Here is a 25,889-nt window from a genome sequence, read left to right on the forward strand (position 1 = left end):
AAGTGTCAGGCGACACGCGAGCGAGCGCGAATTGAACAGATCGTTAACGGATCGGAGGCGTCCGGGTGGTTCGCACTCAGGAACGCCGCATAGCGTCGCTCGCGTGGGTAGCCAGCAATCGTCCGGCCCGGGCGCACATCCGAACCGTCACCGGACGGCCGCGCTACCGGCGCGGGCCGGGGCGCTGGTCGCGTTCGCCGTCCTGAGCGTCGTCGCGGGCGTGCTGGCCTCGGCGGGAGTCACCCCGCTGTCGCGATGGTGGCGACTGGGGTGAGCGACGGAGCGTCGGTGTTCAACGGCCTGCCGGACTACCTGAAGATCCAGCCCCCTGCACAGGTGAGCACTCTGTACGCCCAGCGCGCCGGCACGCAGGTGCCGATTGCATCGTTCTTCGCTCAGGACCGCACGGACGTATCGTGGAGCGGCACCGATGAAATGCTCAAGTCCGCCGTGCTCGCGGCTGAGGACCCCCGATTCTTCGAAGAAGGCCCGATCGATGTCGTGGGAACCATTCGGGCCGCGGCCGCCAACGCGGCGGGCCATCAGCTCGAGGGCGGCTCCTCGATCACCCAGCAGTATGTGAAGAACGTCCTGGTGCAGCAGTGCGACGCGCTCACCGACGCTCGCGCCTCGAAGAACTGCTACCAGCAGGTAACCGCCACCACACTGCAACGCAAGACCCAGGAGTTGCGCTACGCCGGGGAGGTGTCCAAGCAGTACTCGAAGGACCAGATCTTGACCGCGTACCTCAATCTCGTCGGGTTCGGAGGGAACATCTACGGGGCACAAGCGGCCGCCGAATACTACTTCGGTGTGTCAGCGGACGCGGTGTCGCTTCCCCAAGCCGCCACCCTCGCCGCGATTATCAACAGCCCCTCGGATCTGCGGATCGACCAGCCCGGCAACGCGGCGAACGGAGCGGCGAATCACTACGCCCGCACGTTGGCACGGCGCAACTACGTCCTCGACCGCATGTACGTGAACCATCGCATCACCGCCGGCCAACGCGCCGCGGCGAAGGCCACAACGATCCAGCCGCACCTCACGGCGGCGACCAGCGGATGCACAGCCGCGGCCGCGGTCGACGCCGGGTTCTTCTGCGAATACGTCAAGGACGAGTTGCTGAACGACCCGGCCTTCGGCAAGACCGCCACCGACCGGTGGGCCGCTCTCAACCGGGGCGGGCTGCAGATCTACACCACGCTCAAACTCGGCCTGCAGCAGCAAGCCCAGCAAGCGCTCGACGCCTACATCCCCTCGACGAAACCCGGGATGCACCTCGGCGCATCGAACATCTCCGTGGAGCCGGGCACCGGGCACATCGAGACGATGGTCGAGAACAAGTCATTCGACGAGAGCAGCCAAGCCGGGCCAGGGGCCACCGCCGTGAATTTCAACACCGATTCCGCCTACGGTGGGTCGCAGGGCTTCCAAACCGGATCGGCCTTCAAGGCGTTCACGATCGCCGCGTGGCTGGAGGCAGGGCACACGCTCTCCGAGATGATCGACGCCTCCCACCACACCTTCCCGATGTCTGACTTCCACAGCAGTTGCGGCCCGGTCTCGGGGCCGCCGTGGCAGGTCAGCAATGACGAGGATCGGCATCGCGGCTGAGCGTCATGGCGGCGACCGCGCAATCGGTCAACACGGCCTTCGCCATGATGGGCACCAAGCTCGACCTGTGCTCGATCCTGCACACCGCGGAGGCCCTCGGCGTCCATGCCGCGTCGTCGGCCAACCCCCTTACGTCGGTCCCATCCATGATCCTCGGCGTCAACTACATCTCGCCGCTCACGATGGCGACCGCATACGCGGCGATCGCCGATGGTGGGACAGTCTGCACACCGGTCGCGGTCGAGAAGGTTACCGGGCCGCACGGCACACCGCGTCCGGTCTCGCCCAGCTCCTGCACCCGCGGCATCCCCGGGAACATCGCGGCCGGCGTCGCATATGACCTGCAAGGCGTTCTCCGCGCGGGAGGGACCGCCGCTAGCGCGAACCCCCAGGATGGTGTCCCGATGCTCGCCAAGACCGGGACCACCGACCACGCAGTCCAGAACTGGCTCGTCACCTCGACCACGAAGATCGCAACGGCCACCTGGGTCGGGAACGTCTCCGGATCCGTTCGCCTCCGCGGTGAGTTCTTTCACGGCGTCGACGGAGGCAACGTGAAGTTCGACATCGCTCGCCGCATCCTGACCGTACTGGACCAGCGGTTCGGCGGAGCCCCTTCACCCCGCCGACCCCGGCCATGGTCGGCGGCTCCGTCCGTCCGGCCGGCTAAACCCCGAAGAGAGACGCATGTTCGCACTCAGCATCCCGAGCCCGCCACCGCAGTGGGCGCAGTTTCAGCTCGGCCCGCTCACGATCCACACCTACGCGCTGTGCATCCTGAGCGGAATCATCGCCGCCGCGTTCATCACCGCCCACCGGCTCGGCCGCCGCGGGGTGGACCGCGGAATCGTGCTCGACGTCATCTTCTGGGCGGTACCGCTCGGGATCGTGTGCGCCCGCTTCTACCATGTGTTCACCCACGTCGGCGACTACTTCTACCCCGGTGCGAACCTCTGGAACATCTTCGCGATCTGGGACGGCGGGAACGCTCTCTACGGGTCCCTGCTCGGTGGCGCGGTCGGCGTCTACATCGCCTGCCGGCGCGCCGGACTGCGGTTCTGGGCATTCGCCGACGCACTCGCCCCGGCGCTCCTCGTTGCCCAATCCCTGGGCCGATTGGGAAACTACTTCAATCACGAACTCTTCGGACTGCCCACCACCCTTCCCTGGGGCTTGCAGATCGAGGCCACGAACCCCAAGTTCCCGGCCGGGATGCCGGCTGGAACCCTGTTCCACCCGCTCTTCCTCTACGAGATCATCTGGAACCTGTGCGGGGTCGCCGTCATCCTCCTGCTCGAGCGACGATTCCGGTTGCAATGGGGGCGCGTGCTCGCGCTCTACCTCATCTGGTACGGACTCGGCCGCAGCTGGCTCGAAGCCATCCGCATCGACCCGACCAGCGACGGCTGGCTCGGCATCCCCGCAAACGTGTGGGCGTCATTCGTCGCGGTAGGGGTGGGGGTCATCCTGTTCGTCGTGCAGACGCGGCGACACCCCGGCGGTGAACCATCTCCCTACCTGCGCGACGCCCTTCCCGCGCGTGACCCCCGCGCATCCGAGGTATCAACCGCCCTCGAGACAACGGAATCCGCCGCACCCTAGCTTGGAACTCCCGGTGTCTGGGCCCTCCAAAGGTTCGAAGTTCTCCGTTCCGGGGGGACACTGGAGGGTGCTGACGGTGGTGGTCACCTGCACGGCTTCGGCTTCTGGTTCGCAAGGAGAGCAATGCTTTTTCACGCGTCAATTCCGTTTCTCGATGCCTCGACCTGGCTGCACGCGTTCGGCCCCTGGGTGCTGGTGGGGATCGGCGTCGTTGTCTTCATCGAGTCCGGTTTGCTGTTCCCTTTCCTTCCCGGGGATTCCCTGCTCATCACGGCAGCGATCCTGGCACCGCATCTCGGGATTCAGGCCTGGCAGGTCGCCGTGGTCGCAGCCATCGCCGCGTTCGCGGGAGACCAGGCGGGGTATTGGCTTGGCAAGCGGTTCGGGCGCGGCTTGTTCAAGCCGGATGCCCGTGTCTTGAAGACCGAGCGTCTTGAGCAGGCCGAAGCGTTCTTCGCGCGATACGGCGGCGTGTCCTTGGTGCTCGGCCGGTTCGTTCCCTTCGTGCGCACGTACGTGCCTCTCGCGGCGGGCATCGCGGCACTGCGCTACCCGCGTTTCCTCCTCTGGAACGCGCTCGGCGGCGTGAGCTGGACGATCGTCATGGTCGTGCTCGGTGTCCTCCTGGGCGGCATCCCCTTTGTTGCGAACAATATCGACGTGCTCATGCTCGTCGTCGTCGCCGTGTCGGTGGCACCCCTGGTGATCCACGCTCTGCGCCAGCGACGGTCCGCTGCGAGCCGTCGCCGCGAAGAAGCAGAGGCTCCGGTCGAGTAGGCGTTGGAGTGCGGAACGCACACCGCCAGGTTCGACCGTGGATCTCGTAGGGTGGGTTCGATGGAAAACACGACGGCACGCATATTTAGCACCCTCTTGGGCCTTGTCATCTGCGTTGCCGGCGTCGGAACCGCTGCCGTGGCTGTCATCCTCACCGTGGAGTATGCCTGGGGATGGCTCTTCCTCGTCGGTCCACTCGCACTTGCCCTTGCGCTGCTCTGTTTTCGATGGGCACTCGACTGATATCGCTTTGAAGCCGGTACCGGGGCGAATGTTCACGGACGGCTCAACGTCTGCTCGCATGGTCGGTCAGGGTCTGCTCGGATGGGGTTGTGATCGCGGCGACGAGCTGGCGAAGCAGGCCTGCCATTACGTCGAGCGTTTCATCGACCGGCTCGAGGTCGAACCGGTCCGCGAGACGATGGGGGTCTTCGTAGGCGATGTTGGTTGATCCGTCTTGATCCCAGATCAGGATTCTCAGCGGCAGGTCTATTCCGGAGCGCGGGTCGGCCTGCATCAGGCGGGTGCCAACGGCGGGATTCCCGAATACGACAACGACCTCGTCGGACAGATGCAGTCCCACGGACCCGGCACCCGCAGCGTGATCGATCGTGGCGAAGACGGGTATGCCGCGAGCGTCCAGTTCTCGGTGCAGGGCTGTGACTGTGGCGGCGACAGGAGCGGCCCCGATCGTAATGCTCAGTGACGCGGCGATCTCGTTCCTTCGGCTGACTGGTGTGATCTTAGTTCCGCGGGCGTGGTCGCGCACCATCCCCGAACTCGCCGAGCGTAGCTAGGTACAGCCGGCAACCCCGACACCTCACGCGAGCGCCCGTCGGGGTCGGCGATTGCCCCGCTATGCTCGCGCAGCACCGCTCCAAGCGCGCGCTGGCGATCCTGCCGGGAGAGGACGTAGGTCGTGAGCTCACCCCGCTGCGCGACCGGCCGGAACCCGAGCCTGAGGGCGAGCTTCGAGGACGCTTCGTTCCACCCCTTGACCACGGCGGTCACCAGCACCGCATGCGCGTGTTCGAAGGCGACGTCGAGCATCGCGTCCGCAGCCTCGGTCGCGAGGCCCCGACCACTGTACGCCGACCGCAGCAACCAGCCGATTTCCACGGTGCGCGTTGCCGGCGCGACGGTCCGGAGGTGAAGGGAGACGTCGCCGATCACGTGCCCCGCGTGTTCCGCCGCGAGCACGAGCAGATCCCCCGGCCGACTCAGAACCGTGTGGTGCGTCCGAGCACGCAGGTGAGCATACGCTGCCGCGCTCGTCCGCGTCGGCCAGCCGAGGCCTTGCCGGACGGCCTCGTCATGCTCGATCTCAAGCCAATCACCGGCGTCCGCCATCCGGTACGCCCGCAGAAGGAGCCGCGGCGTGATGCGCTCGAGGGCCGACACTTTTGGCACCATTCCAGGTGCGGCCAGGTAGCGCATCTTCCGCAGCACCGAACCCATCCGCTCTATTTCAACGCCTCGCGGGGAATGTTGACGCGCCACGACGAATCTGCGGCGGTCGCCCGCCCAGAACAGTCTTGCCGAACGTCCACAGTCCGATGAACGTCCGGCAGCTTAAATCCGCCGCATGCCGCGTCGAAGCCCACAGACCGTGTAGACATGTTCTCCTGCCGAGTGGTGTGCGTCGGGCCTCCCGACCGTCCCAGCCTCCGTTACGAATGTTCGAGGCGTGTAAGAGGTCGATTCACACCACGTTTGAGATCGAGGACTTCGGCCGACATCGGGGTGACAACTGCACCATTCGCTGAGGAATCGGGTACTCGGCGAGGGCGGACGAGAGTCGGCTGTTCGTCATGTGCGTGGCCGTGGCGGCCGGGGCGTCACCGCGGTGCTCGAGGGTTTCCCCGTGGCTCCTGAATGGACGGTTCAGGCGCTGTCCAATTCTTGGAAACGCATTGGTGCGCCGAGGAGACGATCAGTGCGTGCAAATAACAGCAACCATTCCTGCTGAGAACCGCTTCACCGCGGTCCTCGTCGTACCCGCCGGCGTAGCGGACGAAGCCCCGGCGGGAATGGACGGCGCTCCGGCACCCCCTCGAGCAGGGCGGAGCGGCGGCTCACGGCTGTCTCCCACCTCACGTAAGAACACCCCAAGAAATCGGGGGGATTGTTGAAACGGATGTCTGTCGATCTCAACGATTGGGGTGCGTAGGTGCGTGCGCTTATTGATCGGGTACAGGGTGGGCGTGGGCCTGCGCTCAAACGGGCGGTGGTCGCCGCAACCCGACGGACGAACAGACTTGTGCTCCGGCCGTATCGGATGAGCGACCTCGGCTGCTGGCTGGCCATCGAGGCGGACGAAGCGGTTCGTCAGCCGCTGCACTGGCCCGAGCGGACCGCGTCCGAAGCGAGAGACCACCTGCGTGCTCGGACCCGCCATACAGTGTTGCGGGGCTCGGGGAGCCTACTGGTGCTGGCAGTAGAGTACGAGGGTTGCGTTATCGGTGATGTCTCCATCCATTTGCGCACTGTGGCGCCGGCGACGCGCTCTGTGGAAGTCGGGTGGCTGCTGCGCTCCGATCACCACCGCCGCGGACTCGCTACGGAAGCAGCCGGCGAGCTTCTGAGGTTTGCATTCGACGACGTCAACGCGAACCTCGTCACAGCAGTCATTTCGTCGACCAATGAAGCATCCGCGAAACTCGCGCGGCGGCTCGGATTCCAACTCGCTGCTCGAGTCTCCGGATACGACACCTATCTTTTGTCGCGCGAGGCCCACAACCGGCCCGTCGCATCAGCCGCTCTGAGTCCGGCGCGGCCTGCGGTTCGGGGGAACCATCGAGTTGGAACGAACGAAGGGCAGGTAAGTGACGGCCACACTCGAGGCGGCGCGGACAAGCACTCGCAGCACTAAGCGTTCCTCAGCGGCGCGTCGCCATGTGACCGTCCTGCTCTGCATCCTGTCGGCTACGGCGATCCTTTACTCGTGGAACTTGGCCACGAGCGGATACTCCGACTACTACTCGACGGCCGCGAAGAGCATGTCGGTGAGTTGGAAGGCCTTCTTCTTCGGAGCGTTCGATCCGCAATCCACCATCACCCTGGACAAGCTCTCCGGATTTCTGATTCCGCAGGCCCTCTCAGCGCGGGTCTTCGGCTACAGCTCCTGGTCGTTAGCGCTCCCCCAGGTCCTCGAGGGATTGGTGACAGTCGCCGCCGCATACTACGTTTTCTCGCGCTGGAGCGGCCGGTTCGGCGCGGCCGTGGGAGCCCTTAGTCTCGCTACGGCTCCCCTCATGATCTCGATGTTCTCGCACGGGATGGAGGATGCTCTGCTCACCATGTGGACCGCCCTCGCCGTAGCGGCCTGGCAGCGGGCTATCGAAACGGAGCGAATGGGATGGCTGCTCGGAGCCGGTATTCTCGTCGGGCTGGGTTTCCAGGCGAAGATGGCACAAGCGTGGCTCGTGCTGCCCGCGTTGTGCGTCGGCTACGTGTGGCTGAGCCGTAGGCCGCGAACCGTGAAAGTGCGTGACGTGACATGGTGCCTGATCGCGACGGTCGTCGTCTCGCTCAGCTGGATGACGGCCATGACGCTCATCCCCTCCGCTCAGCGCCCCTATTTCGACGGCAGCGTCGACAACAACATCTTCTCCACGGTTCTCGGCTACAACGGCATCAACCGCTTCTTGAGCAATGCAGTCCCGGGCGCCCTACCAGGCGACCCGCTGTTTCACCCGGTCGGCAACGCGGCCATCGTGGGGGCCGTCCCGGGAGCCATCGCCCACACCCCGTTCAAGTTCTTCCTCCCGCAATACGCCACACAGATCGGCTGGTTCTTTCCTGTCGCCGCGGCAGGCCTCATCCTCGGTGTGGTCTGGGTCAGGACGCATCGGTGGCCAGACATGCAACGGAATCTGAAGGCCGGGCTTGCGATGTGTTCGCTGCTTCTGATCTCCGTCGGTGGGGTCCTCAGCGCGATGAGCCTCCCGCACACTGCGTACCTCGCTGCAATGATGCTCCCCGTCGCCGGCTTGACCGGAATCGGAGCAACCCTGGTGATCCGCGCGTACAGTGAAGAAACGCGCTGGCGAATCGCGCTGCCTGTCACCGTGGCCGTGCAGACAGCGTGGTGTCTTGTGCTTCTGAGAAGCTTCCCCGAGTTCGCATCGTATCTGGGCGCACCCGTCGCTGCGCTCGGCTCTCTGGGAGCAGCGGCGCTGGCTCTTCACGCGTTTCGTCCCGGGCGGATCCGTCACCTGCTCGCCGTGGCAACCGTCCTCGCTGTCCTGGGGGCCGCGCTCACGCCGACCGTCTGGACGCTCTCGACACTCAACCCCGCATTCGCAGGAACCGCGGACGACGCCTACGGCGGCCCGCAGGTCGCTGCCGTCGCAGCGCGCAAACTGGTGCGACATGCAGCGTACGGGATCGGACTGGACTCGAACCGGTCCATTCAGCCGACCGAGTCGATCGAAGCGAGCGCCTTCGCCTACGCGCAACACCGGACATCAGACCAGTGGGCACTCGCCACCGATTCCTGGAGAAGCGCGGCACCGATGATCCTCCGAGGGCAGACGCGCGTTCTCCCCATCGGTGGGTTCACTTCGCGGGCCCCTTCACCCACCGCCGCCCAATTCCGAGAGCTCGTCGCCGCCGGCCGAGTGCGCTTCGTCCTTCTCTCCCCGGCCGAGGCCAGAACCGGTGTCTACCATCCCAACCTCGATGCCCTCACCGGTTGGACCATGGGTCACTGCCAAATCGTTCCGCCCGATCTATACCTGACAGCGCAGCTGCGTGCGGCAGCAGCAGGAGTGACCGGGGACACGCTCTACGATTGCGGCACCTGAGGAGGCGCTCGGAGCCTAGTGGTCGGCGTCGGCTCTGCCGGTCAGGTCGACGCACGGGACGGTTACTGTCCAACCGAGCGTCTCCTTGAGGTTGACGAACCGAAGCTCGTCGTCGCGGTGGCACTCGGCCGTGGCTGCGGCGAGTTGAGGCTGCCAGGCGGGCCCGTATGAACGCCGGGTCAGCTGCGGCCCGAACTGGGCCACGATGAGCGCCGCCGCCAGTCCGGCAGCCGCGACGATCGCCCAGCTGAGCGCGGGCCGTCGGTGTCGTCGGCGGAGGGCGATGGCCGCCGCAACCGGGAGGACGAGCGCAAGGAGCATCGAGGGGACGACGCCATACCGGGTGAGCCAGGCGTTCGACAATTGTGCCGAGGTGAATTGTGCGTAGTCGTAGAAGGTGTCGGGGTTGGTTGCGACACTTGCGACGTAGATCAGGACGGATCCGCTCAGTGCTGCGACGACGAGCAGCCGCTGGCCGCGCGTTCCGCGGACCATGACATAGGCTGCGCCCGCCGCGACGACGGCGAGAACTGCGATGCCGACGGCGGGACCCGTCGCGACGAGGACGTGTCCTATCTGCGACTGCGGCACCACGAGTGGCGTGGCCGCGTTGATCAGATATCCGTACGCGATCGACAGAGGATCGACCGCAGGGTTCGTGTTCTCCGCCCGCGGCCAGCACAGCGTCACGGCCAGCTGCGCGGCCATCCCGGCCAGCAGTCCGGCCCGCACGATCCACACGAGCCGGTCGCGGGAGCGCAGCAGCAGCAGCGGAGCGAGGAAGAGTGCCTGGATCTCGGTCAGCGCCCCGAAGAGCGCCACGACCGAGAGGATGATCGCGGTCCGCATCCGGCGCGGCCGAGACAGCACGACCCAGAACAGCGCCCACAGAAACACCGAGTGCACGTTCGCGAGGTTTCCCAGAACCTCTCGCGGCGCCAGCGGGGCGAGGACCGTCAACGCGGCGATGAAGAGCCGCGCGGGAAACCAGGGAACCAGGTCCCGAGCGCAGACGTAGACGACGACCGCGAGCCCTCCCGCGATCGCGCAGGCGGCAGCCGTGGTGGCAAGCGCCCACTGATCGACCGGAAGGAGCACCACGCCCGCAGCGACCAGTCGCGGGACGGTGTGCAGGTAGCCGGCGTAGGGCTTGAAGTGGACGCTCGGGCCGCCCAGCGCGGCCGACGAGACGAACGTTCTGCCGTCTTCCGCCCAGAACGTACCCTGGGCGACCGCTGGGATCCGCAGCCACGCAATCGCTGCACAGCTCAGCCCGAGCACCACAAGCAGGACGACCGGCCGCCGGCGGATAGCATCCCCGACTCTGCGAATCCGGGAACGGGGAGCGGTCAGCGCGACAGTCATGGCCGTCACCTGGGTCACACGACTTCCACGGCGGCTGCGCCTCGGACTGTCGAGGTCAGCTGAAGCCGGAGCGCGACAAGCTGCCGCAGGAAGGCGGACCCGTTGGCGAGGGTCGCCTTGGAGGCTCCCGCCGAGCGGACCCCGAAGGAGAACGGTATCTCAGTCATCATCAGCTGATGGCGCAGGAGCACCTCCAGTAGGATCTTGAAGCCCTGTGGCTGCATCGCCTCCAGGTCCAGTGTTTCGCGACGAACCGCGAAAAAGCCCGTCAGCGGGTCGGTGCACTCTCGCAGCCTTCGCGGGAACAACGTACGTGCGACGAGGGTACTCGCAGTGGAGACCAGGTGCCGGACCGATCCGTCGAGGCCGCTCGCGCTCCCTCCATCGCGATAACGGGACGCGATCACGATGTCCGCACCGCGCGATTCCCCCGCCGCAAGCAGCCGGGGCAGGTCCTCCGGCGGGTGCTGCAGGTCACCGTCCATAACGACGACCCACTCGTGGACGGCGAGTCCCATCCCGACCAGCACCGCGCCTGAGAGACCGCCGACAGGCTCGTCCCGGTGCACAATGTCGACACAGTGCGGGAGTTGTCCGGCCTGCACGGCGGCCGCGGCCGCCGTGTCATCGGTCGAGTCGTCGACGATCAGGATCTCGCTCCGATCGGGATCGAGCACCGCGGCGAGCCTTCGCATCAGCTCACCGACGTTGGCCGCCTCGTTGAAGGTGGGAACCACGACCGAGACACCCCCCACCCGTGTCCCCTCCGCACCCGCGCTCTGCCGCATTCAAGCTCCTCGCTCTCATCTCCATCGCACACCCGCCGCTCCAATATTCGACAAAGAAACAAGGACGTTCCCTGAAAGATGCAATTGTGCATCTCTCATCAACGGAGCCTCCCGAGCCCGCCCGGTGGAGAACGCGTCACCGAGAGGGTGAAACAAGCACACTGCGACCAACCCGATCGAGCTCCACGCGAAAGCGTGCGCACGTCAGCGCAGCCGCCACCATGCCCGTTCGCCGCGGATATGGAGGTCCTCGTAGACAACGGATGAGCCGGTCTCCGAAATCAGCACGAGTTGCTGGAGGCCCAGATCCGACTCAACATGGTCGCGCTGCTCAGGGCCGTCCTGGTCGACATCGTTGAGCGATTCGAGGCGGGCTTCGAAAAGCGGTCGCCACGATTCGAACCCCGGCGCCGGGTGGAAAACGGCGAACATCCATGGCCGATCGACTTCGGTGACGTTCAGCGCCCCCAGGACTTCCCCGGCGGTCTTCAGGGTCCAGACTGACACGCGTCGATTCGCCACCTTCCCCGAGTCGGCTCACTCGACGGGAGCGTTCTGCTCCCGCTCCGGTGCCCGGGCCCCGGAGCGCCGGCGACGCAGCGCGCTGACCACGATGGGGAGGACGGACACGGCGACGATCACGACCATCAGAGCGTCGATGTTGTTCGCAACGAGTGGGATACCGCCCAGCAGCACGCCCAGAACCACCATGACGACAGTCCAACTGACACCCCCGAGGGCATTCCAGAGCAGGAAGCGCCGGTAGCGCAGCGCCGCGATCCCGGCCGCAAGCGGCACGTAGGTGCGCACGAACGGCACGAAGCGCCCCAGCACCAGCGACACACCGCCATAACGTGTGAAGAAAGCGTCGGCCTGCTCCAGCCGTTCGGTCTTGAGCACGCGGGCGTCCGGCTTGAAGAGATGCCTGCCGAACCGCTTCCCGAGCCAGTAGCCGACCTGGTCGCCCGCGAAGGCGGCGACCGCCGCGACGAGGGCGACCTGCCAGGGTTGGATTCCGAGGTGCGGCGCGAGGATCGCCGCGGTGATGAGCAGCGAGTCACCCGGGAGGAACGGGAACAGGATCCCCGACTCGATGAACACCACGACTGCGATCCCCACCAGCACCCACGGCCCGAACGCGTGCAGCCAGGCCGACGCGTCGAGCAGCGGGATGGTTGCGTGGAAAATCATCCCACCAGTGTCTTCGACACAAGGCAAGGTGCCTCTAAGAAACGGCGCCCTCCTCCCCCGATGGCATCACGTTCACCCGCCCACCCAGGCGAGGGTCGGCGGCACAGAACACGCGGTCACCGCATCGATGAGAATCCGAATCCGCTGACAATGCCGAACCTTCTCAGTGCCTCTGTGAGTTCGAGGCGTTCACTGCGAGTCAGCAGTTGATCGACGGGAGGGCCGGAGAGCATCGACACGAACACGACCATGACGCCAGAGGCACCCACCGCCCGGCACGACATCGCCGACGCCGACGCGAGCACACTCCCGCGCGAGTCGCGTTCCGGCGCCGTCGACCTTGTGCGCGTACTCGGAATCACGGCGGTCGTGGCCGGCCACACCCTGCCGTTCCCCTTCGTCCGCACGCTCGTCTACAGCTGGCACGTGCCCGTCTTCTTCTTCCTTGCGGGATACTTCTGGTCGACGCACCGAGCGCTCAGGCGAGAGGCGGCGACGAGGATGCGGACACTTCTCCGGCCGATGCTCACCTGGCTGGTGCTGATCGGCGTCGTCTTCGTCCTCGTGGACACGCACTTCGAACCGGACACCCTGCAGCGTCTGGCCGGTCCGCTCACCGACGGCGAGAACTCAGCGATGCCGTTCACTACCTTCTGGTTCGTCATCGTCCTCTTCTCCTCGGTCCTCATCCTCCGGCTCGTCTGGCGACTTCCGCGCACGATCATGTTGGCCGTGACCGGCACCGCATTCCTGCTGAGCCTCGTCGCCGGGCCGCAGCTGGCGAACACACCCCTGTCGGTCGGGTCCGCGCTGCCCTGCACTGCCTTCCTTGCGCTCGGCTACGCCGCCAGGGCGGTGCGACCGCGCATCAGCCGACCGGGCCTACTCGGATGCGCACTCCTCGCCGTCTCCACGCTCCTCGTCGCGACCGGAGTCGCCCTCCCGCTCGACATCAAGCAGGGCGACTACGGGACCCCGGCGCTCAGCGTCCTCGCTTCCGTCATGATCTCCTTCGGGCTCGTGCTCACTTGCGAGAAGCTCTGCGAACATCTGCCCGCGGCCGTCGGCCGGGTGGCGACCGTGCTGAGCTATGGCGGATTCATGGTGGTGCTCACCCATCCCTTGGTGCTCTGGGCGCTGACCGCCCTGGCGCCGCCCCTCCCGAGCTGGATCACTTTCAGCCTGTGCCTGCTGGTGCCCTGGGCCCTGGCGTTGGCCGCACTCCGCACGCGCGCATCGGCATGGTTGACCGGCGTGGAACGGTCGACCGCCTCGTTCAGAGCTGGGTGACCCCGAGGACGATGATCGCGGTGGCTCCAGCGATCGCGGCGGTCAGCACCAACGCATCGGCCGCACTGAGCCTCGGTCGCTGGATGGTCGCCTTCGGGACTCCCCCACGCAGGGTCATCGTTCGCCCGAAGTCGTTGGCTCTGCGCTGCGCCGCGGCGAGAACGGCTGTGAGCACGTCGACCAGAGCGTCCCGGGCGCTCCGGATCCCGGACACGCGGTTGCCGCCGCGCAGCCGACGCGCGGCGAGCAGCACGCGGACTTCCTCGAAGAAGAGGGGGACGGCGCGCGCTGCGAGGGCGGTGGTGAGCGACCACTCGTTCACAGGCACGCCGATCCTGCGCAGCGGCGACCAGAGGACGGCGAGCGCGGGTGCGAGCTCGGCGAGGGGCGTCGTCCAGGTAATGACGACGGCGAGGAATGTCAGGGTCGCGGTCAAGCCCAGGGAGATGAGAAACGCGGCAAGGCCCCCGCCGATCCAGGCGAGCACCCCGGTGACCGCCAGGAGCGCCCAAACGGTCCGGGGCAGCCGCGGAACAGCGGCAGGGGTTGCTCGGGCGGCGGCGAATCCGGCCAGGGTGACGGCCAGCAGGATGCCGAGGGTCGTCCAGGTCGGGAACATCACGCCCGGGATGGTGAGCACGGTCAACGCGATGACCTTGGTGCCGGCCCATGTGCGGTGCAAGGGGCTGCGTCGCGGCAGGATGCGCAGCATGACGGAGGCGATGTCGGCCCGCGGTGGGCGCGATCTCCGGGAGGCACGATCGGTGATGGTCATGCTGGCGACCCTCCTTCCAGACGCAGCACGCGCGGGCAGAGCCGTTCCAGCCCGTCGAGGTCATGGGAGACCACGACGATGCCCAGGCCGTGTTCGTCCCGTACCGCTGCCAGGTGGGCAGCGAGGTCCGTACGCGCGGCCGGGTCCAGGCCGGCGAACGGCTCGTCGAGGACCAGGACGCGTGGTCGTCCGGCGAGAATGCCGGCGATCGCGACGCGGCGCTGCTGTCCGCCGCTGAGCGCATCGATCCCGCGGTCGGCCAGGTCCGCCGAGAGGCCGACGTTCGCGAGCGCCCGTCCGACGAAATCGTCCGGGTCGCCGATGCCCGTTCCCGCGCTCTTTCCGGCGGCCGAGAGGATGTCCTCCCTGACAGTCCGTTTCTGGAGTTGAAGTCGCGCATGCTGAAAGGACAATGCGACCGAACCGATGCGCTCGGCAACCGGTACGCCGTCGATTTCGCACGAGCCCGCAGTGGGACGCAAGAGGCCGGCGAGCATCCAGGCAAGGGTGGTCTTGCCCGACCCGTTCTCCCCGGTGATCAACAGCCCATCGCCTGCCGCGAGATCGAGGTCGATCCCGGCCAGTGCACGATGCTGCCACGGAGTCCCGAGAGCATGCGTGTACTGCGCGGCCCTGACCCGCAGGATCGGGCCGGTCGCGGCGACCGGGCGGTTCCCCTCACGCGCAGGCTCTGAGCGTGCCGAAGTAGCCGTCGCCGCTGGAGCGGGGTGCTCGCACTCGACACGACCGTGGCGCATCCGCACGACCCGGTCGGCGCGCCGGGCATCGGCCGGGTTGTGGGAAATATGAACAACGGTCGTTCCATACCGTCGGGGCAACTCGGCGAGCAGTTCGGCGAGGGCCTCCCTCCCATCGGCGTCGACCATCGCCGTGGCCTCGTCGGCGATCAGCAGCGCCGGACGCCGGGCGAGCGCCGCGGCGAGAGCCAGTCGCTGGAGCTGGCCGCCGGAGAGCGACGCGGTGGTCCGATCCGCCAGGCCCGAGAGCCCGACCACTTCGAGAAGATCGTCCAGGTCGACCGCGGAAGGATCCTCCACACCCCAGAGGATGTCGTCCACCACCCGTGCCCCGAGCGCCGCGACCTCCGCGCGTTGTGCGAGGAGTGCGGTCCCACCTGGACGCCCCAGGCCCACTGAGCCGGGACGCTCGACAGTGCCCTCGGCGACGGCGAGGCCGGCGAGCACCATCGCCAGAGTGGATTTGCCCGACCCGTTGGGGCCGTTGACCACGACGAACTCACCTGGACCGATCCGGAGGTCGACACCGTCGAGCGCCGGATCGGACTGACCGGGATGCCGCACCACCACCTGGCGCAGTTCCACCGGAACCGGGCAGACGGTGTCGGCGCCCCCGCCGACAGCGGCCTCGAGTGGGTCGTCGACGCGGACCCAGTCCAGCCTGCGCAGGATCGCCACGAGGAGCCGCCAGGTAACGAAGACGGCGGCCGGGACGGCGATCGCCAGCAGGAGCGCGACCCACAGCCACCAGTCGGCCCTCAGACTCGCGGCCACTGAGTTGAGTGCCTGAGCGAGGGGGCCAGGGCGGGAATGCGTCGGACCAGCCCCGCCAAGCCGGAAACGGTTCCGGTGACCGCGTCGATGGCGATGGTCCGTGGGCCGGGCAGCAGAGCCAGCAGGCCGATCGCTGCCGCCGCCGCAACCGCGGCGAGGACTACCGAGATCACCGCCATGGTAGGAGCACCCCGGCCGCGGCGGTGAGCGGACCCCACGACACCACCCACCATGCCGCTGCCGATCACGACCAGCCCCGCAGTGATCCCCCCGATCAGAAAGCAGGTGACGGCCGCAGCGGCCACCGACGCGATCAGCGCCCGCAGACGAAATCGGTCCGCCACGAGCGCGAGCGGAATCATCGCCAGCAATTCCAGTGCGCCGACCCGCGGCAGAAGCGCGCCGACGGTGACCACGGTGACCGACACCGCGGCCAGCGTCGCAGAGGCGGCGACCTCCCGTGCGCGGAGCGCTGTGGTTGCCGGACGGGTCGAGGTCACACCTCCAGTATCCGAAGACCGCCATGCGGAGAACCTGTGCGCGGCGTCGCGGCGTCGCCGAAACCCGCACCACGTCGCTGAGCATGCGCATAGACAGTGCGCCTCTCAGCCATTTCTGGGAAAGGAGGATTTTGACTAGCTCCGTGCTGTTGACCGAATCGCTTCGCCCGGCGAAGCCATTCGTCCGGCGCCCATCCACTCGTGTCCTCGCTCTCTCTCGCGCTCGGCGCAATGGCCACGCTGGTCAGCGCGGCCGGAGCGTGGGTGCCGTCGCTGTGGGGGGACGAGGCGGCCAGTCAGCTCTCCGCTCGACGCTCGCTCCCCAGCCTCTTCCACATGCTGCAGCATGTGGACGCTGTGCACGGCACCTATTACCTGTTCCTGCACTTCTGGGGGAAGGTGTTCGGCTACAGCGCGTTCTCCATCCGGTTCCCGAGTGCGCTGGCGATCGGCGCGTCCGTCGCACTGGTGGTCTGGATGTGCGCCCGCGTGTCGAGTGTGCGCATCGCCGTGCTGGCCGGGATCTCCTGCGCGGTGCTTCCCCGGCTCATGTATGCGGGCGGGGAAGCTCGCGCGTTCTCGTTCGATGCTGCCCTCGCCACAGCCCTGTGCGCAATCGTGATCGAGATCGCGGTGCGCCCCGGCCGCAGCCGCCCACTGTGGGCCGGCTACGGCGTCCTGTTGAGCATCGCGACCTACTTCTTCATCTACACCGGCCTGATGGCGATCGCCATCGTCGCGTTCCTGCTGCTGACCCCGTCGCTGCGCCACCACTGGAGGCGGTGGCTGGTCGCCAGCGCCCTTGCGCTGGTGGCAGCCCTGCCCATCCTGGTCTTGGCTTACCTCGAGCGGGCACAGATCGCCTACCTCCAAGCCGGGGGTTACGCGTCCTGGGATGTCGTGCTCAAACAGCTGTGGTTCGGAGACACCCGATTCGCGTGGGTGGGATGGACGCTGATGGCGGCCGGCGCCGCTGGCGCGGTGGGAACGGCGTGGCGGCTGCGTGGCAGCCTGACCCGATCGACACTGGACGTGCGTGTGCTGGCTCTGTGCTGGCTGGTGCTTCCGATGGGGCTGCTGCTGCTGGCGAACATCTTCTTCGCTCTGTTCACTGCGCGATACGCCGCCTTCGCCGCGCCGGCGGCCGGCATCCTGATCGCGACAGGAATCGACACGATCGCTCAGTTGGCCCGCGGCCGGGCGAGGCGCCATGCATGGGTCGCCACCGCGATCTGCATCATCCTGGTCCTCGGCGTCGTCGCGGTCGCCGTCCCGAACTGGGCGGCCCAACGCGGTCCGTACTCCCAAAATCAGTCGGACTGGAATGAGATCGCCGCCACCGTGCACGCGCATTCCCGAGTCGGCGACGCCATCGTCTTCGATGCCGACGCCCGGCCATCGCGACGGACACGTCTCGCCTACGACACGGCGCCTCCTGGCGCGTTCGGACCGGCGAACGACATCCTGGTCAAGACGCCGTTCCACAACAACTACACCTGGTACGCGTCGACCTACTCAGTGAGTCAGACGGCCGCACTCGGCCGTTTCGACTCCGTCTCCCGGGTCTGGGCGGTCGAGTACAGCACTCCGCCCGGTCTCACCGCACCGAAGGCGCCGGACACCTACGGCCTTGCCGCACTTCAGCTGATCGGGTTCCACCAGGCCGCTTCCTACCGGCTGCACGCCAGCGTCGTCTATCTCTTCATCCGGAACTCATGACCACCGCGCAGACTGCTAACGCGGCGCGCCTATCGGGAGCGTTCGAAACGGAACGCGGGATTCTTAGGCGCTCATGTGAGCGCGGCTGCAATCCTCAACCATGCGCAAAGTGATGCTGATCCTTATCGCTGTCGCTGCTTCGGTGGCCGCCGTCGTGGCGGCAGCCATCGCGCTTGAGCGTTCAGATCCCAGCGAACTATGCGATGGCGCGCCAGACGACGTGTGGTCTTGAGATCCCATCCGGAGCGCGGGCCGGGTAGCGCCGATGGTTAATGCGGTGCTGTCGATCAACCTCGTCAACGGCTGGGTGACCACGGTGTGCACTGCGGCGTCGGTGACATTGCTGATCTACCTCTTGTGTCGCTCGGGCGGGCGGCGTTGGGCGCTGACGGCAAGCGCTGCGCTTCTAGGCGGCACGGCGGTGTCGGTCCTCACCTGGCTCGTCGTTGTCCGCATTCAGCACACGTTCACGGTGCCGATCCCTCCCGCGGTCAATTTCTGGTTCGCATCAACCGTGTCCGCCATCGCGCTGGCCCTGGCCAACCTTCGGCGCTCAGGGTGGAGGCGAAGAAGCATCGCGGTCGCCGCCATCCTGGTCTTCGCCACGACCGGGACCGTGAACATCAACGCGCAGTTCGGCCTGGATCGCACTGTGGGGGATTTCGTCGGAATTCTCCCCAGCCATCCCATCGCCCTCCCGCCGCGGGTGCAGCCGATCCAAGGCCGAGGAGCGCCTCTCTGGAAAGCATGGCGAGCGCCCGCCGGACTCCCCGCACACGGAGAACTGGGCACGCAGGTCATCCCGAACACTCGGTCAGGCTTCCGTTCTCGCCCGGCCGGCATCTACTTGCCGCCGGCAGCTCTCGTTCCACACCCGCCGGCCCTGCCGCTGGTCATCCTCATGATGGGTCAGCCCGGCACCCCGGACCCCCATTACGCCGCAAAAGCCCTCGACGCGTTCGCGGCCCGGCACGGCGGTCTGGCACCGATCGTCATCGTCGTCGACCAGCTGGGCGACCCCAATCACGACACCCTCTGCCTGGACACTCCGGAATTCGGCAACGTCGAGACGTTCCTGACCCAGGACGTGGTCATGTGGGCCACCCACCATCTCAACATCATCCGCGACCACCGGTACTGGACGATCGCCGGCTACTCCAACGGCGGACAGTGTGCGATCTCACTGATGGCCAAACATCCGAATCTCTGGTCGAACGTGCTCGACATATCCGGGGAGGAATACCCCGGCGCCGAATGGCCCCACGGGGTGCTCTCGCAAATCTTCCACGGAGACCAGGCCGCCTATGACCGGCAGAAGCCGGTAAACATTCTCGCCAGAGAGAAGCTCCCCGGGACTTTCGGTGTGTTCACGGTCGGAGCCGACGACCCGGTCTACGTCGCCGCCCAGCGCCGTGTCGCCACAGCAGCTCAACGTTCTGGTATGTCCGTGTTCACCTATCAAGTCCCCCACGGCGGACATGTGGTCCCGGCCCTTCCCGAGGGGATGAGCAAAGGCTTCCAGCTGTTGTACCCGAGGTTAGGGCTTTCACCAGGGGCGCCCTGAGAGACATTGCCCAGAAGAGCCCCGGCGGCATGCCCAAAACGGCCCGCATGTGCCGCATACATGAGTCAATCAGCGGCGGTCATTGGACGCGCCTTCGCGCGCGTTGATTTGTCGCTCCCAGCCGCGCATCGTTGCGCGTGGCGGTCTGAAACGGCGAGGCTGCCCGCAGGCGCGTTCGTGGCCTGCGGGCAGCACGGTTCTCACTTGATGGTGTTCGCCGCCGCCTTGACCTTGGCAGCGAGCTCGCTTGACAGGGGAGCAGATCCCGCCTGAGCAGCTGACGCCTTCTGGGCATCCGGGCCGGCCACGTAATCGACGTACGCCTTGACCAGCGCGGCCTTGCTGGCATCCTTGTACTGCTGGCAGGTGATCAGATAGCTGATCAGAACGATCGGCCACGCATTGGCATCCGTGATCTTGCGGTTGATATTGACAGCAATATCGTTCGCCGGGCGGCCGGTGACCAGCGGGGATTTGGCTGCGACGTCGGCAGCGCCCGCAGCACTGATCTTCACGAACTGGGAGCCCACCTTGAGCTTGGCAATGTCCAAGCCGGCCGATCCAGACTCATCGATATAAGCGATGCTGTTCTTCGCGTTCTTGACCGAAGTGGCCACGCCCGAAGTTCCCTTGGCGGCATCGCCGATCTGATAAGGGAACGTCTGGCCAGACGGCTTAGTCCACACGGTCGGCGCATTCGCCGCGAGATATTCCGTGAAGTTCTGTGTGGTTCCCGAGTCGTCCGAGCGATGCACGACCGTGATCGCGGCAGCCGGCAGCGAAGTACCCGCGTTGAGTGCGGCAATCTTGGGGTCATTCCAGGTCGTAATGGCGCCGCTGAAAATGCCCGCGATGGTGTCAGCATCGAGGTTGAGGTTTTTGACACCGTCGACGTTGAACGCAATCGCGATCGGAGAAATGTACACCGGCAGGTCGATCGCCTTGCTTCCTGCTGCACACCCCGCGAACGTTCCCGCCGCTTCCGCGTCGCTCAGGTGCGCATCGGATCCGGCGAAATCGGCCGCCCCCGAAATGAAGCTCTTACGGCCCGCACCGGAACCCTGCGGGTCGTAGTTGATCGTCACCTTCGAGTTCGCCGTCTGGAACCCGGCAATCCAGGTTGTCTCCGCGGTGCCCTGCGCTGACGATCCAATCCCGTTCAGTGACCCCGACACGGTCGCTGACGTTGCCGAGTTCGAGGGTGCTGAGCCGGACTCGTTTGCTGCACATGCAGACAACGACAAAGATACCGTCGCTGCCAACGCCACCAAGATGGCATAGCGGTTGCGCTTCATATTTGATCCTTTTCCAATCGTGGGAATGTGAACAGCTGCCCCGCCAGCGCCGCCGACAGAATCACTGGTCCAGATGAACAGCGGATGAACGCCAGCCCAATGGTTTGCGCGCCAAATCCGTCGCACGAGAGCACACGTCGCCTGAGCTGTCCTGCTCCGAGGACATATGTGCCTCGTGCATGAGTCGATCTGCGGATGTCATTGGACGTGCAGAAGGCGGTTGGGATTGTGTGGAGGGGTGGCGCTGACCCGATGCTTCGTTCGAACGTGGACGCCGTTCGCCCTGGTCGTGGTGGGAGTCGGTGTCGCAGCCGGCCTCGCTGGTGTGCTGACAAGCCTCGTCCTTCGGACGGTTCAAACTCTGGCGTACGGAGACGGCTCGGGCACCGCGTTCACCCACCTGGCGCCCGGTGATCCTGTTCTCCGGATCCTGCTGCTCGCGGGGGTGGGCCTCGTGCTTGGCGTGGGCTGGTGGATGCTGCACCGGACGGGCCGTTCGCCGGTCTCGATCTCCGCGGCCGTAGGCGGAGCCCGGATGCACACCCTGCCGATGGTCGCGCATGTGCTGCTCCAGCTGGTCTCGGTCGGCGTGGGCGGCTCGATCGGGCGGGAAGTCGCGCCGCGCGAGCTCGCGGCGCTTGCGGCCACCTGGGCCGACAAACTCCTGCCGTCCCTCACGGCACGTCGACGCCGCCTACTCGTGGCGGCTGGCGCGGGCGCGGGCCTCGCCGCGGCGTATCGCGTGCCGGTCGCAGGAACGCTCTTCGCGGTGGAGATCCTCCTCGCCGAGTTCAGCCTCGGGGCCATCCTGATCGCCGCGACGGTGTCGGGTATCGCTGCCCTGGTCAGTTGGCTCCTGGTTACCGATGGTCCGATCTATCCGCTCCCGCCCGTCTCCTTCTCACCCTCCCTCCTGGTGTGGGCTCTCGCGGCGGGGGTGGTGATCGGTTTCGCCGCTTCCGGTTTCAGCCGGCTGACGAACCTGGCGGCGACCCACCGCCAGCACGGCCGGCTCCTGCCGATCTGTCTGGCGGTCACGTTCGCCTCCCTGGGCGCCGTTTCCCTGGCGTTCCCGCAGACCCTGGGCAACGGGCAGTCGCTGGCCGCCTTCGCGTTCTCCGCGCACGTCGGCATCATCACCGCTCTCACGCTCGGAGCGCTCAAGACGATCGCCACCGTCGCGATGATCGGCTCGGGCGCCTACGGCGGCACGCTCACCCCTCCCTCTCACTCGGCGCCGTCGTCGGCCTCATCACGGGGACCCTGTGGGTGTCGTTCTGGCCCGGATCGAGTCCGACCGCGTTCGCGCTGTGCGGCGCGGCAGCGTTCCTCGCCGGTTCGATGGCCGCTCCGCTCACCGCGTTGGCACTGACGATGGAGCTGACCGGCACGGTGTCCTGGGTGCTCGTGCCGATGATCGCCGCCATCGCCCTAAGCACCCTGGTGCGCTGGTTGCTCGACTCCCGCGCGAAGCGGCAGCGGGCCTCCCTGGCCCGGCTCGAGCGCAGCGAACCCCCAGCCGAAGCGAGCGTGCAGAAATGAGTCGCGCTTCAGTCCCCGTAGAGGTCGCCTGCCAGCGGCGACTCCGCCACCATCGCCAAAAAGCCAGCGAGGGCCGCGGAGTCGCGCCCGCCGCGGCGATGCGCCAGCCAGACCGGCCGGCTGAGGGCTTCCGGGAAGACCGCGACTCGCGCGCCCATCAGCCGTGCCTGGCTGCCCAGCAGTGCGGGCACGATGGTCAGACCGGCTCCCTGCGCGGCAAGCAGGCCCAGGGCGTCGCGCTGTGTGGTCACCAGGAGATCGCGAGGCTTGACCGCATAGCGTTCATAGGCTGCTTCGGCCATCGACCTGATCGACGTCCCACGCGGAAGAGTCACCAGGGTGTGCGCCGCGAGGGTGTCGGCGTCGATGTCCGCGTCCGACACGACATCGCCGCTGTCGGCAGGCGTGCCCGGCGATGCGCCCGGCGGGAGCACGACGACGAAGCGCTGCTGCCCGAGGCGCTCGATCTGCACATCCTCCGACCCACGCTCTCCCGTGCCGAACGCCACGTCCACGCGGGCCAGCCTCACCGCGTCGACCAGCTGGGCGAGGCTCTCCAAACCGACCAGTTCGATCCGCACACCGGGAGCCCGGCGCCGGAATCGCGCGACGAACTCGGGCACACAGGTCGACACCAGCGACGGCAGGCCGCCGATGCGGAGGACACCCCGCTCCAGCCCCGTCTCGGAGCGCGCGACGGCGTGCAGTGCCGCCGTCTCGCGCAGGATCCGCCGCGCGGGCCCCAGCATCTCGCGCCCCGCCTCTGTCAGCGCCACCCCACGTCCGGCCGGAACGAAGAGCACGACACCCACCTCTCGTTCCAACGCCCGGATCCGCCGCGACAGCGCCGGCTGGCTGATCTGGAGAATGTCGGCTGCCGCGGTATACGTGCCATAGTCGACGACCGCCACCATCGCTTCGACCAGGGCAACGTCCATACGACACATCATCCCCTCAGTACGCCGAGGGCCGCGAACTCTACCGCTCGCGAAGCGGCGACGACAAAGGAGACGTTCGATGCACGATGAACATGCAGAGGCTGAGCTGTGCGCAGTGATGCCCGCCACGAGAGCAGCCGCGCACGAGACACCGGAGGCCGAAGCGCTGCCCGCTCCGAGTTCGGGAAGCCGACGGGCACTGCTCATCCACGGGACGGGGCCGAACGTCGAATCGTGGTTCCCGCAACTGCTTCGGACGGCACAGAACGCCAGGAACTCCCTCGGCAACGACGTGGAGGTCACTGTTGTCGTCCAAGGTCCCGGAGTGGCAGCACTCGCCGCCGACGGCGGTGCAGCCGCGGACGTCGCCGCGACAGTGGACGCCGGCATCGGTGTGATCGCCTGCGGCAACAGCCTCGCAGCTGTCGGGCTGTCCTCAGCGGCGCTCCTGCCGGAAGTCGGCGTCGTCCCCGCAGCCATCTCCTACCTTGCGCGGGCGCAGTGGGAGGGTGCCGCCTACGTGCGTATCTGACGTGGAGGCCGGGCGTAGAGGGATAGCGTGAGGGGGTGCGGAGATCGGGGCGTCGGTGGACATCGCAGGACTGAGGCTGCTGGTGGCGGTCGCGAGCACGGGAAGCATCTCCGCCGCCGCCAAGGACGCCGGTATGACGCAGCAGGCCGCGTCGCTCCGTCTCGCGGCCCTGGAGCGGCAAGTGGGATCGGCCTTGCTGGTGCGCAGCCGCCGCGGCACGGCACCCACCGAAACGGGCGAGCTCGTCGCAGCCTGGGCCGCCGACCTCCTGGAGGCCGCCGACCGCTTCGACGCCTCGGTCGACGCCCTGCGTCAGACGGCGGAGGAGACGCTGCGCGTCGCGGCCAGCATGACGATCGCCGAGCACCTCGCGCCGCGCTGGCTCACCTCCCTGGGCACCGGCGGAGCGGGACCCCGCGTCGAGCTGACGGCCGCGAACAGCGAAACGGTCCTCACGGCCGTCCGTGACGCGACGGCCGCGATCGGATTCATCGAGACCCCGGACGTGCCCGCCGATCTCGCCTCCGTGGAGTTCGCCTCGGACGAACTGGTCGTCGTGGTCGGGCGGAGTCATCCGTGGGCGGGGAGGGCGCGCGGTGTGTCCGTGCAGGAACTCGCCCGCACTCCCCTGATCGCCCGCGAGCGGGGGTCCGGGACCCGCCTCGCTTTCGAGCGTGCTCTGGCGGAGGCCGGGCATCCGCCCGTCCGTCCTGCCCTCGAGCTCTCCTCCACCAGCGCGATCCGAGCGACCGCCGCGACGGGAGAGCATCCCGCGGTGCTGAGCATCCTGGCGGTACGGGAGCAAGTCGCGTCCGGGCTGCTCGTCAAGGTCCCGATCCGGCAGCTGCGCATCGTCCGGCCGCTGACCGCCGTGTGGCGACGGAGCGGCGCGGGCGTCTCAGGGAACGCCCGCGCGCTGCTGGAGCTGGTGCAGTCGATCTCCTGACGGCGGTCAGAGCTGCCCGGTGACGGCCAACACACCCAGGCTCGTGAGGGTGACGAGCGTCGAGAGCACCGCACCGAGCAGAAGCGGCCGCCAACCGGCGCTGCGGATCGCCGCGACATCGGTCGAGAGGCCGATCCCGCCGAGCGCCACGGCCACCAGGAACACGCTCACCGACACCAGTCCGTCATGCAGGCCCGGCGGAACTGCAATCAAGCTATTGGCGGTGGCGACGACGAGGAAACCGACCAAAAACCAGGGAACAAGACCGATCACCCGCCGCGCCGTCAAGGGGGCGCCGGCGTTCCTGCGGCGATGCTCAACCACGGCGAGCGTGACGCTGATCGGCACGATCATGAGGGTGCGCACGAGCTTGACGACGACGGCGTAGCCCAGAGCGGAGGTCGCGAACAGGCTTGCGGCCGCGACCACCGAGCTCGTGTCGTTGACCGCAGTGCCCGCGAAGAGACCGAACGCGTGCGTACCCATTCCCAGCGCGTGGCCGATCAGGGGGAACACGAGCACGGCGACCGCATTGAACAGGAAGATCGTCGAGACGGCGTAGGCGATCTCCGAACTCGCCGCCCCGATGATCGGCGAGACGGCGGCGATCGCGGACGCCCCACAGATTCCAGTGCCCACCCCGATCAGCGTGCGCTCCCGCCGTGGTATGCGCAGCAGGCGGCCGACGCCCCACGCGGCGAGAAGGCAGACCGCCAGGGTGGAGAACATCACAGGAAGGGACTGCACGCCGACGACGAGGACGCTGGACAGGGAGAGCTGGACCCCGAGCAGGACGACCGCGAGCTGCAGCACGAACCTGCTGGAGAACGCGATGCCGGGAGCGAACCGGCCGCCCGGGCGTCGGATCAGGCTCACCACGACGCCGATGACGAGGGCCGGCAGCGCGCTGCCGAGCGCCGGCACGATCCGCGAGACTCCCGTCGCGGCCAGCGCGATCAGGATGGTGATGCCCAAACCGGGTACGACGGCTCGCACTCGGGCCGCGACGATTCTCGATCCGGTCGAGAAGGAAGATGAAACCATGCTTCCACCGTGACGCAACACCGCCGCACCTACTACGCCGGCGTTGTTGTGGGGTCACAAGTTGGGC

At 67.2% G+C, this 25,889-nt stretch carries 24 protein-coding genes and 2 pseudogenes; 14 read left to right on the forward strand and 12 right to left on the reverse strand.

Annotation, left to right across the window (positions count from 1 at the left end; genetic code table 11):
• Positions 1-103: 103 nt before the first annotated feature.
• The 6 genes and pseudogenes from ACR5MH_RS13665 to ACR5MH_RS13690 all read left to right on the forward strand — a co-directional run bounded on the left by ACR5MH_RS13665 (position 104) and on the right by ACR5MH_RS13690 (position 4,236).
• On the forward strand, positions 104-274 hold the full coding sequence (locus ACR5MH_RS13665) for a hypothetical protein (protein WP_431347696.1): 171 nt from the start codon (positions 104-106) through the stop codon (positions 272-274).
• Between the two features lie 14 nt (positions 275-288).
• Positions 289-1,614 carry a transglycosylase domain-containing protein gene (locus ACR5MH_RS13670; RefSeq protein WP_433861859.1) on the forward strand — a complete coding sequence of 442 codons (1,326 nt, stop codon included), beginning with the start codon at positions 289-291 and terminating at the stop codon, positions 1,612-1,614.
• Positions 1,615-1,661: 47 nt separating this feature from the next.
• Positions 1,662-1,997: pseudogene (locus tag ACR5MH_RS13675) on the forward strand (transglycosylase domain-containing protein); the annotation flags it as partial.
• Between the two features lie 304 nt (positions 1,998-2,301).
• A complete protein-coding gene (gene lgt, locus ACR5MH_RS13680) occupies positions 2,302-3,216 on the forward strand; it encodes a prolipoprotein diacylglyceryl transferase (RefSeq protein WP_431347698.1) in 915 nt (304 codons plus the stop codon).
• A gap of 123 nt (positions 3,217-3,339) precedes the next feature.
• A complete protein-coding gene (locus tag ACR5MH_RS13685) occupies positions 3,340-3,993 on the forward strand; it encodes a DedA family protein (RefSeq protein WP_431347699.1) in 654 nt (217 codons plus the stop codon).
• Positions 3,994-4,053: 60 nt separating this feature from the next.
• Positions 4,054-4,236 (forward strand): hypothetical protein, encoded by a 183-nt coding sequence (locus ACR5MH_RS13690; RefSeq protein ID WP_431347700.1) that lies wholly within the window; start codon positions 4,054-4,056, stop codon positions 4,234-4,236.
• 43 nt (positions 4,237-4,279) lie between these two features.
• Here ACR5MH_RS13690 and ACR5MH_RS13695 read toward each other — a convergent pair whose 3' ends face one another.
• Positions 4,280-4,765, reverse strand: a complete 486-nt coding sequence (locus ACR5MH_RS13695; RefSeq protein ID WP_431347701.1) for a DUF302 domain-containing protein — start codon at positions 4,763-4,765, stop codon at positions 4,280-4,282.
• A complete protein-coding gene (locus tag ACR5MH_RS13700) occupies positions 4,693-5,451 on the reverse strand; it encodes a GNAT family N-acetyltransferase (protein WP_433861860.1) in 759 nt (252 codons plus the stop codon). The genes ACR5MH_RS13695 and ACR5MH_RS13700 overlap by 73 nt, the downstream gene beginning before the upstream one ends.
• 802 nt (positions 5,452-6,253) lie before the next feature.
• Between ACR5MH_RS13700 and ACR5MH_RS13705 the strand changes: the two genes are divergently transcribed.
• Both ACR5MH_RS13705 and ACR5MH_RS13710 read left to right on the forward strand, forming a co-directional pair.
• The gene (locus tag ACR5MH_RS13705) at positions 6,254-6,865 is read left to right on the forward strand and encodes a GNAT family N-acetyltransferase (protein ID WP_431347703.1); all 612 of its coding nucleotides are present in this window, start codon (positions 6,254-6,256) and stop codon (positions 6,863-6,865) included.
• A gap of 25 nt (positions 6,866-6,890) precedes the next feature.
• Positions 6,891-8,801 carry an ArnT family glycosyltransferase gene (locus ACR5MH_RS13710; RefSeq protein WP_431347704.1) on the forward strand — a complete coding sequence of 637 codons (1,911 nt, stop codon included), beginning with the start codon at positions 6,891-6,893 and terminating at the stop codon, positions 8,799-8,801.
• 15 nt (positions 8,802-8,816) lie between these two features.
• Here the strand turns inward: ACR5MH_RS13710 and ACR5MH_RS13715 are convergent, their stop codons facing one another.
• The 4 genes from ACR5MH_RS13715 to ACR5MH_RS13730 form a co-directional block, all read right to left on the reverse strand.
• Positions 8,817-10,166, reverse strand: a complete 1,350-nt coding sequence (locus ACR5MH_RS13715; RefSeq protein WP_433861861.1) for a hypothetical protein — start codon at positions 10,164-10,166, stop codon at positions 8,817-8,819.
• Positions 10,167-10,180: 14 nt separating this feature from the next.
• Entirely contained in the window at positions 10,181-10,954 is a 774-nt protein-coding gene (locus ACR5MH_RS13720) for a glycosyltransferase (RefSeq protein WP_431347706.1), read from the reverse strand.
• 204 nt (positions 10,955-11,158) lie between these two features.
• The gene (locus tag ACR5MH_RS13725) at positions 11,159-11,461 is read right to left on the reverse strand and encodes a hypothetical protein (RefSeq protein WP_431347707.1); all 303 of its coding nucleotides are present in this window, start codon (positions 11,459-11,461) and stop codon (positions 11,159-11,161) included.
• Between the two features lie 30 nt (positions 11,462-11,491).
• Positions 11,492-12,145 (reverse strand): DedA family protein, encoded by a 654-nt coding sequence (locus ACR5MH_RS13730; RefSeq protein ID WP_431347708.1) that lies wholly within the window; start codon positions 12,143-12,145, stop codon positions 11,492-11,494.
• 249 nt (positions 12,146-12,394) lie between these two features.
• Here ACR5MH_RS13730 and ACR5MH_RS13735 point away from each other — a divergent pair, with 249 nt between their 5' ends.
• On the forward strand, positions 12,395-13,435 hold the full coding sequence (locus ACR5MH_RS13735) for an acyltransferase family protein (protein WP_431347709.1): 1,041 nt from the start codon (positions 12,395-12,397) through the stop codon (positions 13,433-13,435).
• Here the strand turns inward: ACR5MH_RS13735 and ACR5MH_RS13740 are convergent.
• Genes ACR5MH_RS13740 through ACR5MH_RS13750 form a run of 3 tightly spaced genes read right to left on the reverse strand, consistent with a single transcriptional unit; the run spans position 13,422 to position 16,242 of the window.
• On the reverse strand, positions 13,422-14,210 hold the full coding sequence (locus ACR5MH_RS13740; protein WP_431347710.1) for a CbiQ family ECF transporter T component: 789 nt from the start codon (positions 14,208-14,210) through the stop codon (positions 13,422-13,424). The genes ACR5MH_RS13735 and ACR5MH_RS13740 overlap by 14 nt on opposite strands.
• Entirely contained in the window at positions 14,207-15,742 is a 1,536-nt protein-coding gene (locus ACR5MH_RS13745; RefSeq protein WP_431347711.1) for an ABC transporter ATP-binding protein, read from the reverse strand. Before ACR5MH_RS13745 ends, ACR5MH_RS13740 begins: the two co-directional genes overlap by 4 nt.
• A complete protein-coding gene (locus ACR5MH_RS13750) occupies positions 15,727-16,242 on the reverse strand; it encodes a hypothetical protein (protein WP_431347712.1) in 516 nt (171 codons plus the stop codon). Before ACR5MH_RS13750 ends, ACR5MH_RS13745 begins: the two co-directional genes overlap by 16 nt.
• A gap of 201 nt (positions 16,243-16,443) precedes the next feature.
• On the opposite strand from ACR5MH_RS13750, the gene ACR5MH_RS13755 reads away from it, so the two are divergent.
• Positions 16,444-17,961 carry a glycosyltransferase family 39 protein gene (locus ACR5MH_RS13755; RefSeq protein WP_433861862.1) on the forward strand — a complete coding sequence of 506 codons (1,518 nt, stop codon included), beginning with the start codon at positions 16,444-16,446 and terminating at the stop codon, positions 17,959-17,961.
• Positions 17,962-18,238: 277 nt separating this feature from the next.
• The gene (locus ACR5MH_RS13760) at positions 18,239-19,525 is read left to right on the forward strand and encodes an alpha/beta hydrolase (protein WP_431347714.1); all 1,287 of its coding nucleotides are present in this window, start codon (positions 18,239-18,241) and stop codon (positions 19,523-19,525) included.
• Positions 19,526-19,725: 200 nt separating this feature from the next.
• Here ACR5MH_RS13760 and pstS read toward each other — a convergent pair whose 3' ends face one another.
• Positions 19,726-20,820, reverse strand: a complete 1,095-nt coding sequence (gene pstS / locus ACR5MH_RS13765; RefSeq protein ID WP_431347715.1) for a phosphate ABC transporter substrate-binding protein PstS — start codon at positions 20,818-20,820, stop codon at positions 19,726-19,728.
• Between the two features lie 535 nt (positions 20,821-21,355).
• Here pstS and ACR5MH_RS13770 point away from each other — a divergent pair.
• Positions 21,356-22,362 (forward strand): annotated as a pseudogene (locus ACR5MH_RS13770) (chloride channel protein).
• 8 nt (positions 22,363-22,370) lie between these two features.
• On the opposite strand, the gene ACR5MH_RS13775 reads toward ACR5MH_RS13770, so the two are convergent.
• Positions 22,371-23,300 carry a LysR family transcriptional regulator gene (locus ACR5MH_RS13775; RefSeq protein ID WP_431347717.1) on the reverse strand — a complete coding sequence of 310 codons (930 nt, stop codon included), beginning with the start codon at positions 23,298-23,300 and terminating at the stop codon, positions 22,371-22,373.
• Positions 23,301-23,379: 79 nt separating this feature from the next.
• Between ACR5MH_RS13775 and ACR5MH_RS13780 the strand changes: the two genes are divergently transcribed.
• Positions 23,380-23,832, forward strand: a complete 453-nt coding sequence (locus tag ACR5MH_RS13780) for a DsrE family protein (RefSeq protein WP_431347718.1) — start codon at positions 23,380-23,382, stop codon at positions 23,830-23,832.
• A gap of 55 nt (positions 23,833-23,887) precedes the next feature.
• A complete protein-coding gene (locus tag ACR5MH_RS13785) occupies positions 23,888-24,778 on the forward strand; it encodes a LysR family transcriptional regulator (RefSeq protein ID WP_431347719.1) in 891 nt (296 codons plus the stop codon).
• Between the two features lie 6 nt (positions 24,779-24,784).
• On the opposite strand, the gene ACR5MH_RS13790 is transcribed toward ACR5MH_RS13785, so the two are convergent.
• A complete protein-coding gene (locus ACR5MH_RS13790) occupies positions 24,785-25,822 on the reverse strand; it encodes a YeiH family protein (protein ID WP_431347720.1) in 1,038 nt (345 codons plus the stop codon).
• Between the last annotated feature and the right edge of the window lie 67 nt (positions 25,823-25,889).

The sequence above is a fragment of the Streptomyces sp. L7 genome, assembly GCF_050990935.1.
Taxonomy (GTDB): domain Bacteria; phylum Actinomycetota; class Actinomycetes; order Actinomycetales; family Microbacteriaceae; genus Leifsonia.

Excerpts from the sequence above, each read along its gene's own strand:
- lgt (WP_431347698.1), top strand. The coding sequence starts at position 2,302 with ATGTTCGCACTCAGCATCCCGAGCCCGCCACCGCAGTGGGCGCAGTTT.
- ACR5MH_RS13685 (WP_431347699.1), top strand. The coding sequence starts at position 3,340 with ATGCTTTTTCACGCGTCAATTCCGTTTCTCGATGCCTCGACCTGGCTG.
- ACR5MH_RS13690 (WP_431347700.1), top strand. The coding sequence starts at position 4,054 with ATGGAAAACACGACGGCACGCATATTTAGCACCCTCTTGGGCCTTGTC.
- ACR5MH_RS13695 (WP_431347701.1), bottom strand. The coding sequence starts at position 4,765 with ATGGTGCGCGACCACGCCCGCGGAACTAAGATCACACCAGTCAGCCGA.
- ACR5MH_RS13700 (WP_433861860.1), bottom strand. The coding sequence starts at position 5,451 with ATGGGTTCGGTGCTGCGGAAGATGCGCTACCTGGCCGCACCTGGAATG.
- ACR5MH_RS13715 (WP_433861861.1), bottom strand. The coding sequence starts at position 10,166 with ATGACTGTCGCGCTGACCGCTCCCCGTTCCCGGATTCGCAGAGTCGGG.
- ACR5MH_RS13720 (WP_431347706.1), bottom strand. The coding sequence starts at position 10,954 with ATGCGGCAGAGCGCGGGTGCGGAGGGGACACGGGTGGGGGGTGTCTCG.
- ACR5MH_RS13730 (WP_431347708.1), bottom strand. The coding sequence starts at position 12,145 with ATGATTTTCCACGCAACCATCCCGCTGCTCGACGCGTCGGCCTGGCTG.
- ACR5MH_RS13735 (WP_431347709.1), top strand. The coding sequence starts at position 12,395 with ATGACGCCAGAGGCACCCACCGCCCGGCACGACATCGCCGACGCCGAC.
- ACR5MH_RS13740 (WP_431347710.1), bottom strand. The coding sequence starts at position 14,210 with ATGACCATCACCGATCGTGCCTCCCGGAGATCGCGCCCACCGCGGGCC.
- pstS (WP_431347715.1), bottom strand. The coding sequence starts at position 20,820 with ATGAAGCGCAACCGCTATGCCATCTTGGTGGCGTTGGCAGCGACGGTA.
- ACR5MH_RS13775 (WP_431347717.1), bottom strand. The coding sequence starts at position 23,300 with ATGGACGTTGCCCTGGTCGAAGCGATGGTGGCGGTCGTCGACTATGGC.
- ACR5MH_RS13780 (WP_431347718.1), top strand. The coding sequence starts at position 23,380 with ATGCACGATGAACATGCAGAGGCTGAGCTGTGCGCAGTGATGCCCGCC.
- ACR5MH_RS13790 (WP_431347720.1), bottom strand. The coding sequence starts at position 25,822 with ATGGTTTCATCTTCCTTCTCGACCGGATCGAGAATCGTCGCGGCCCGA.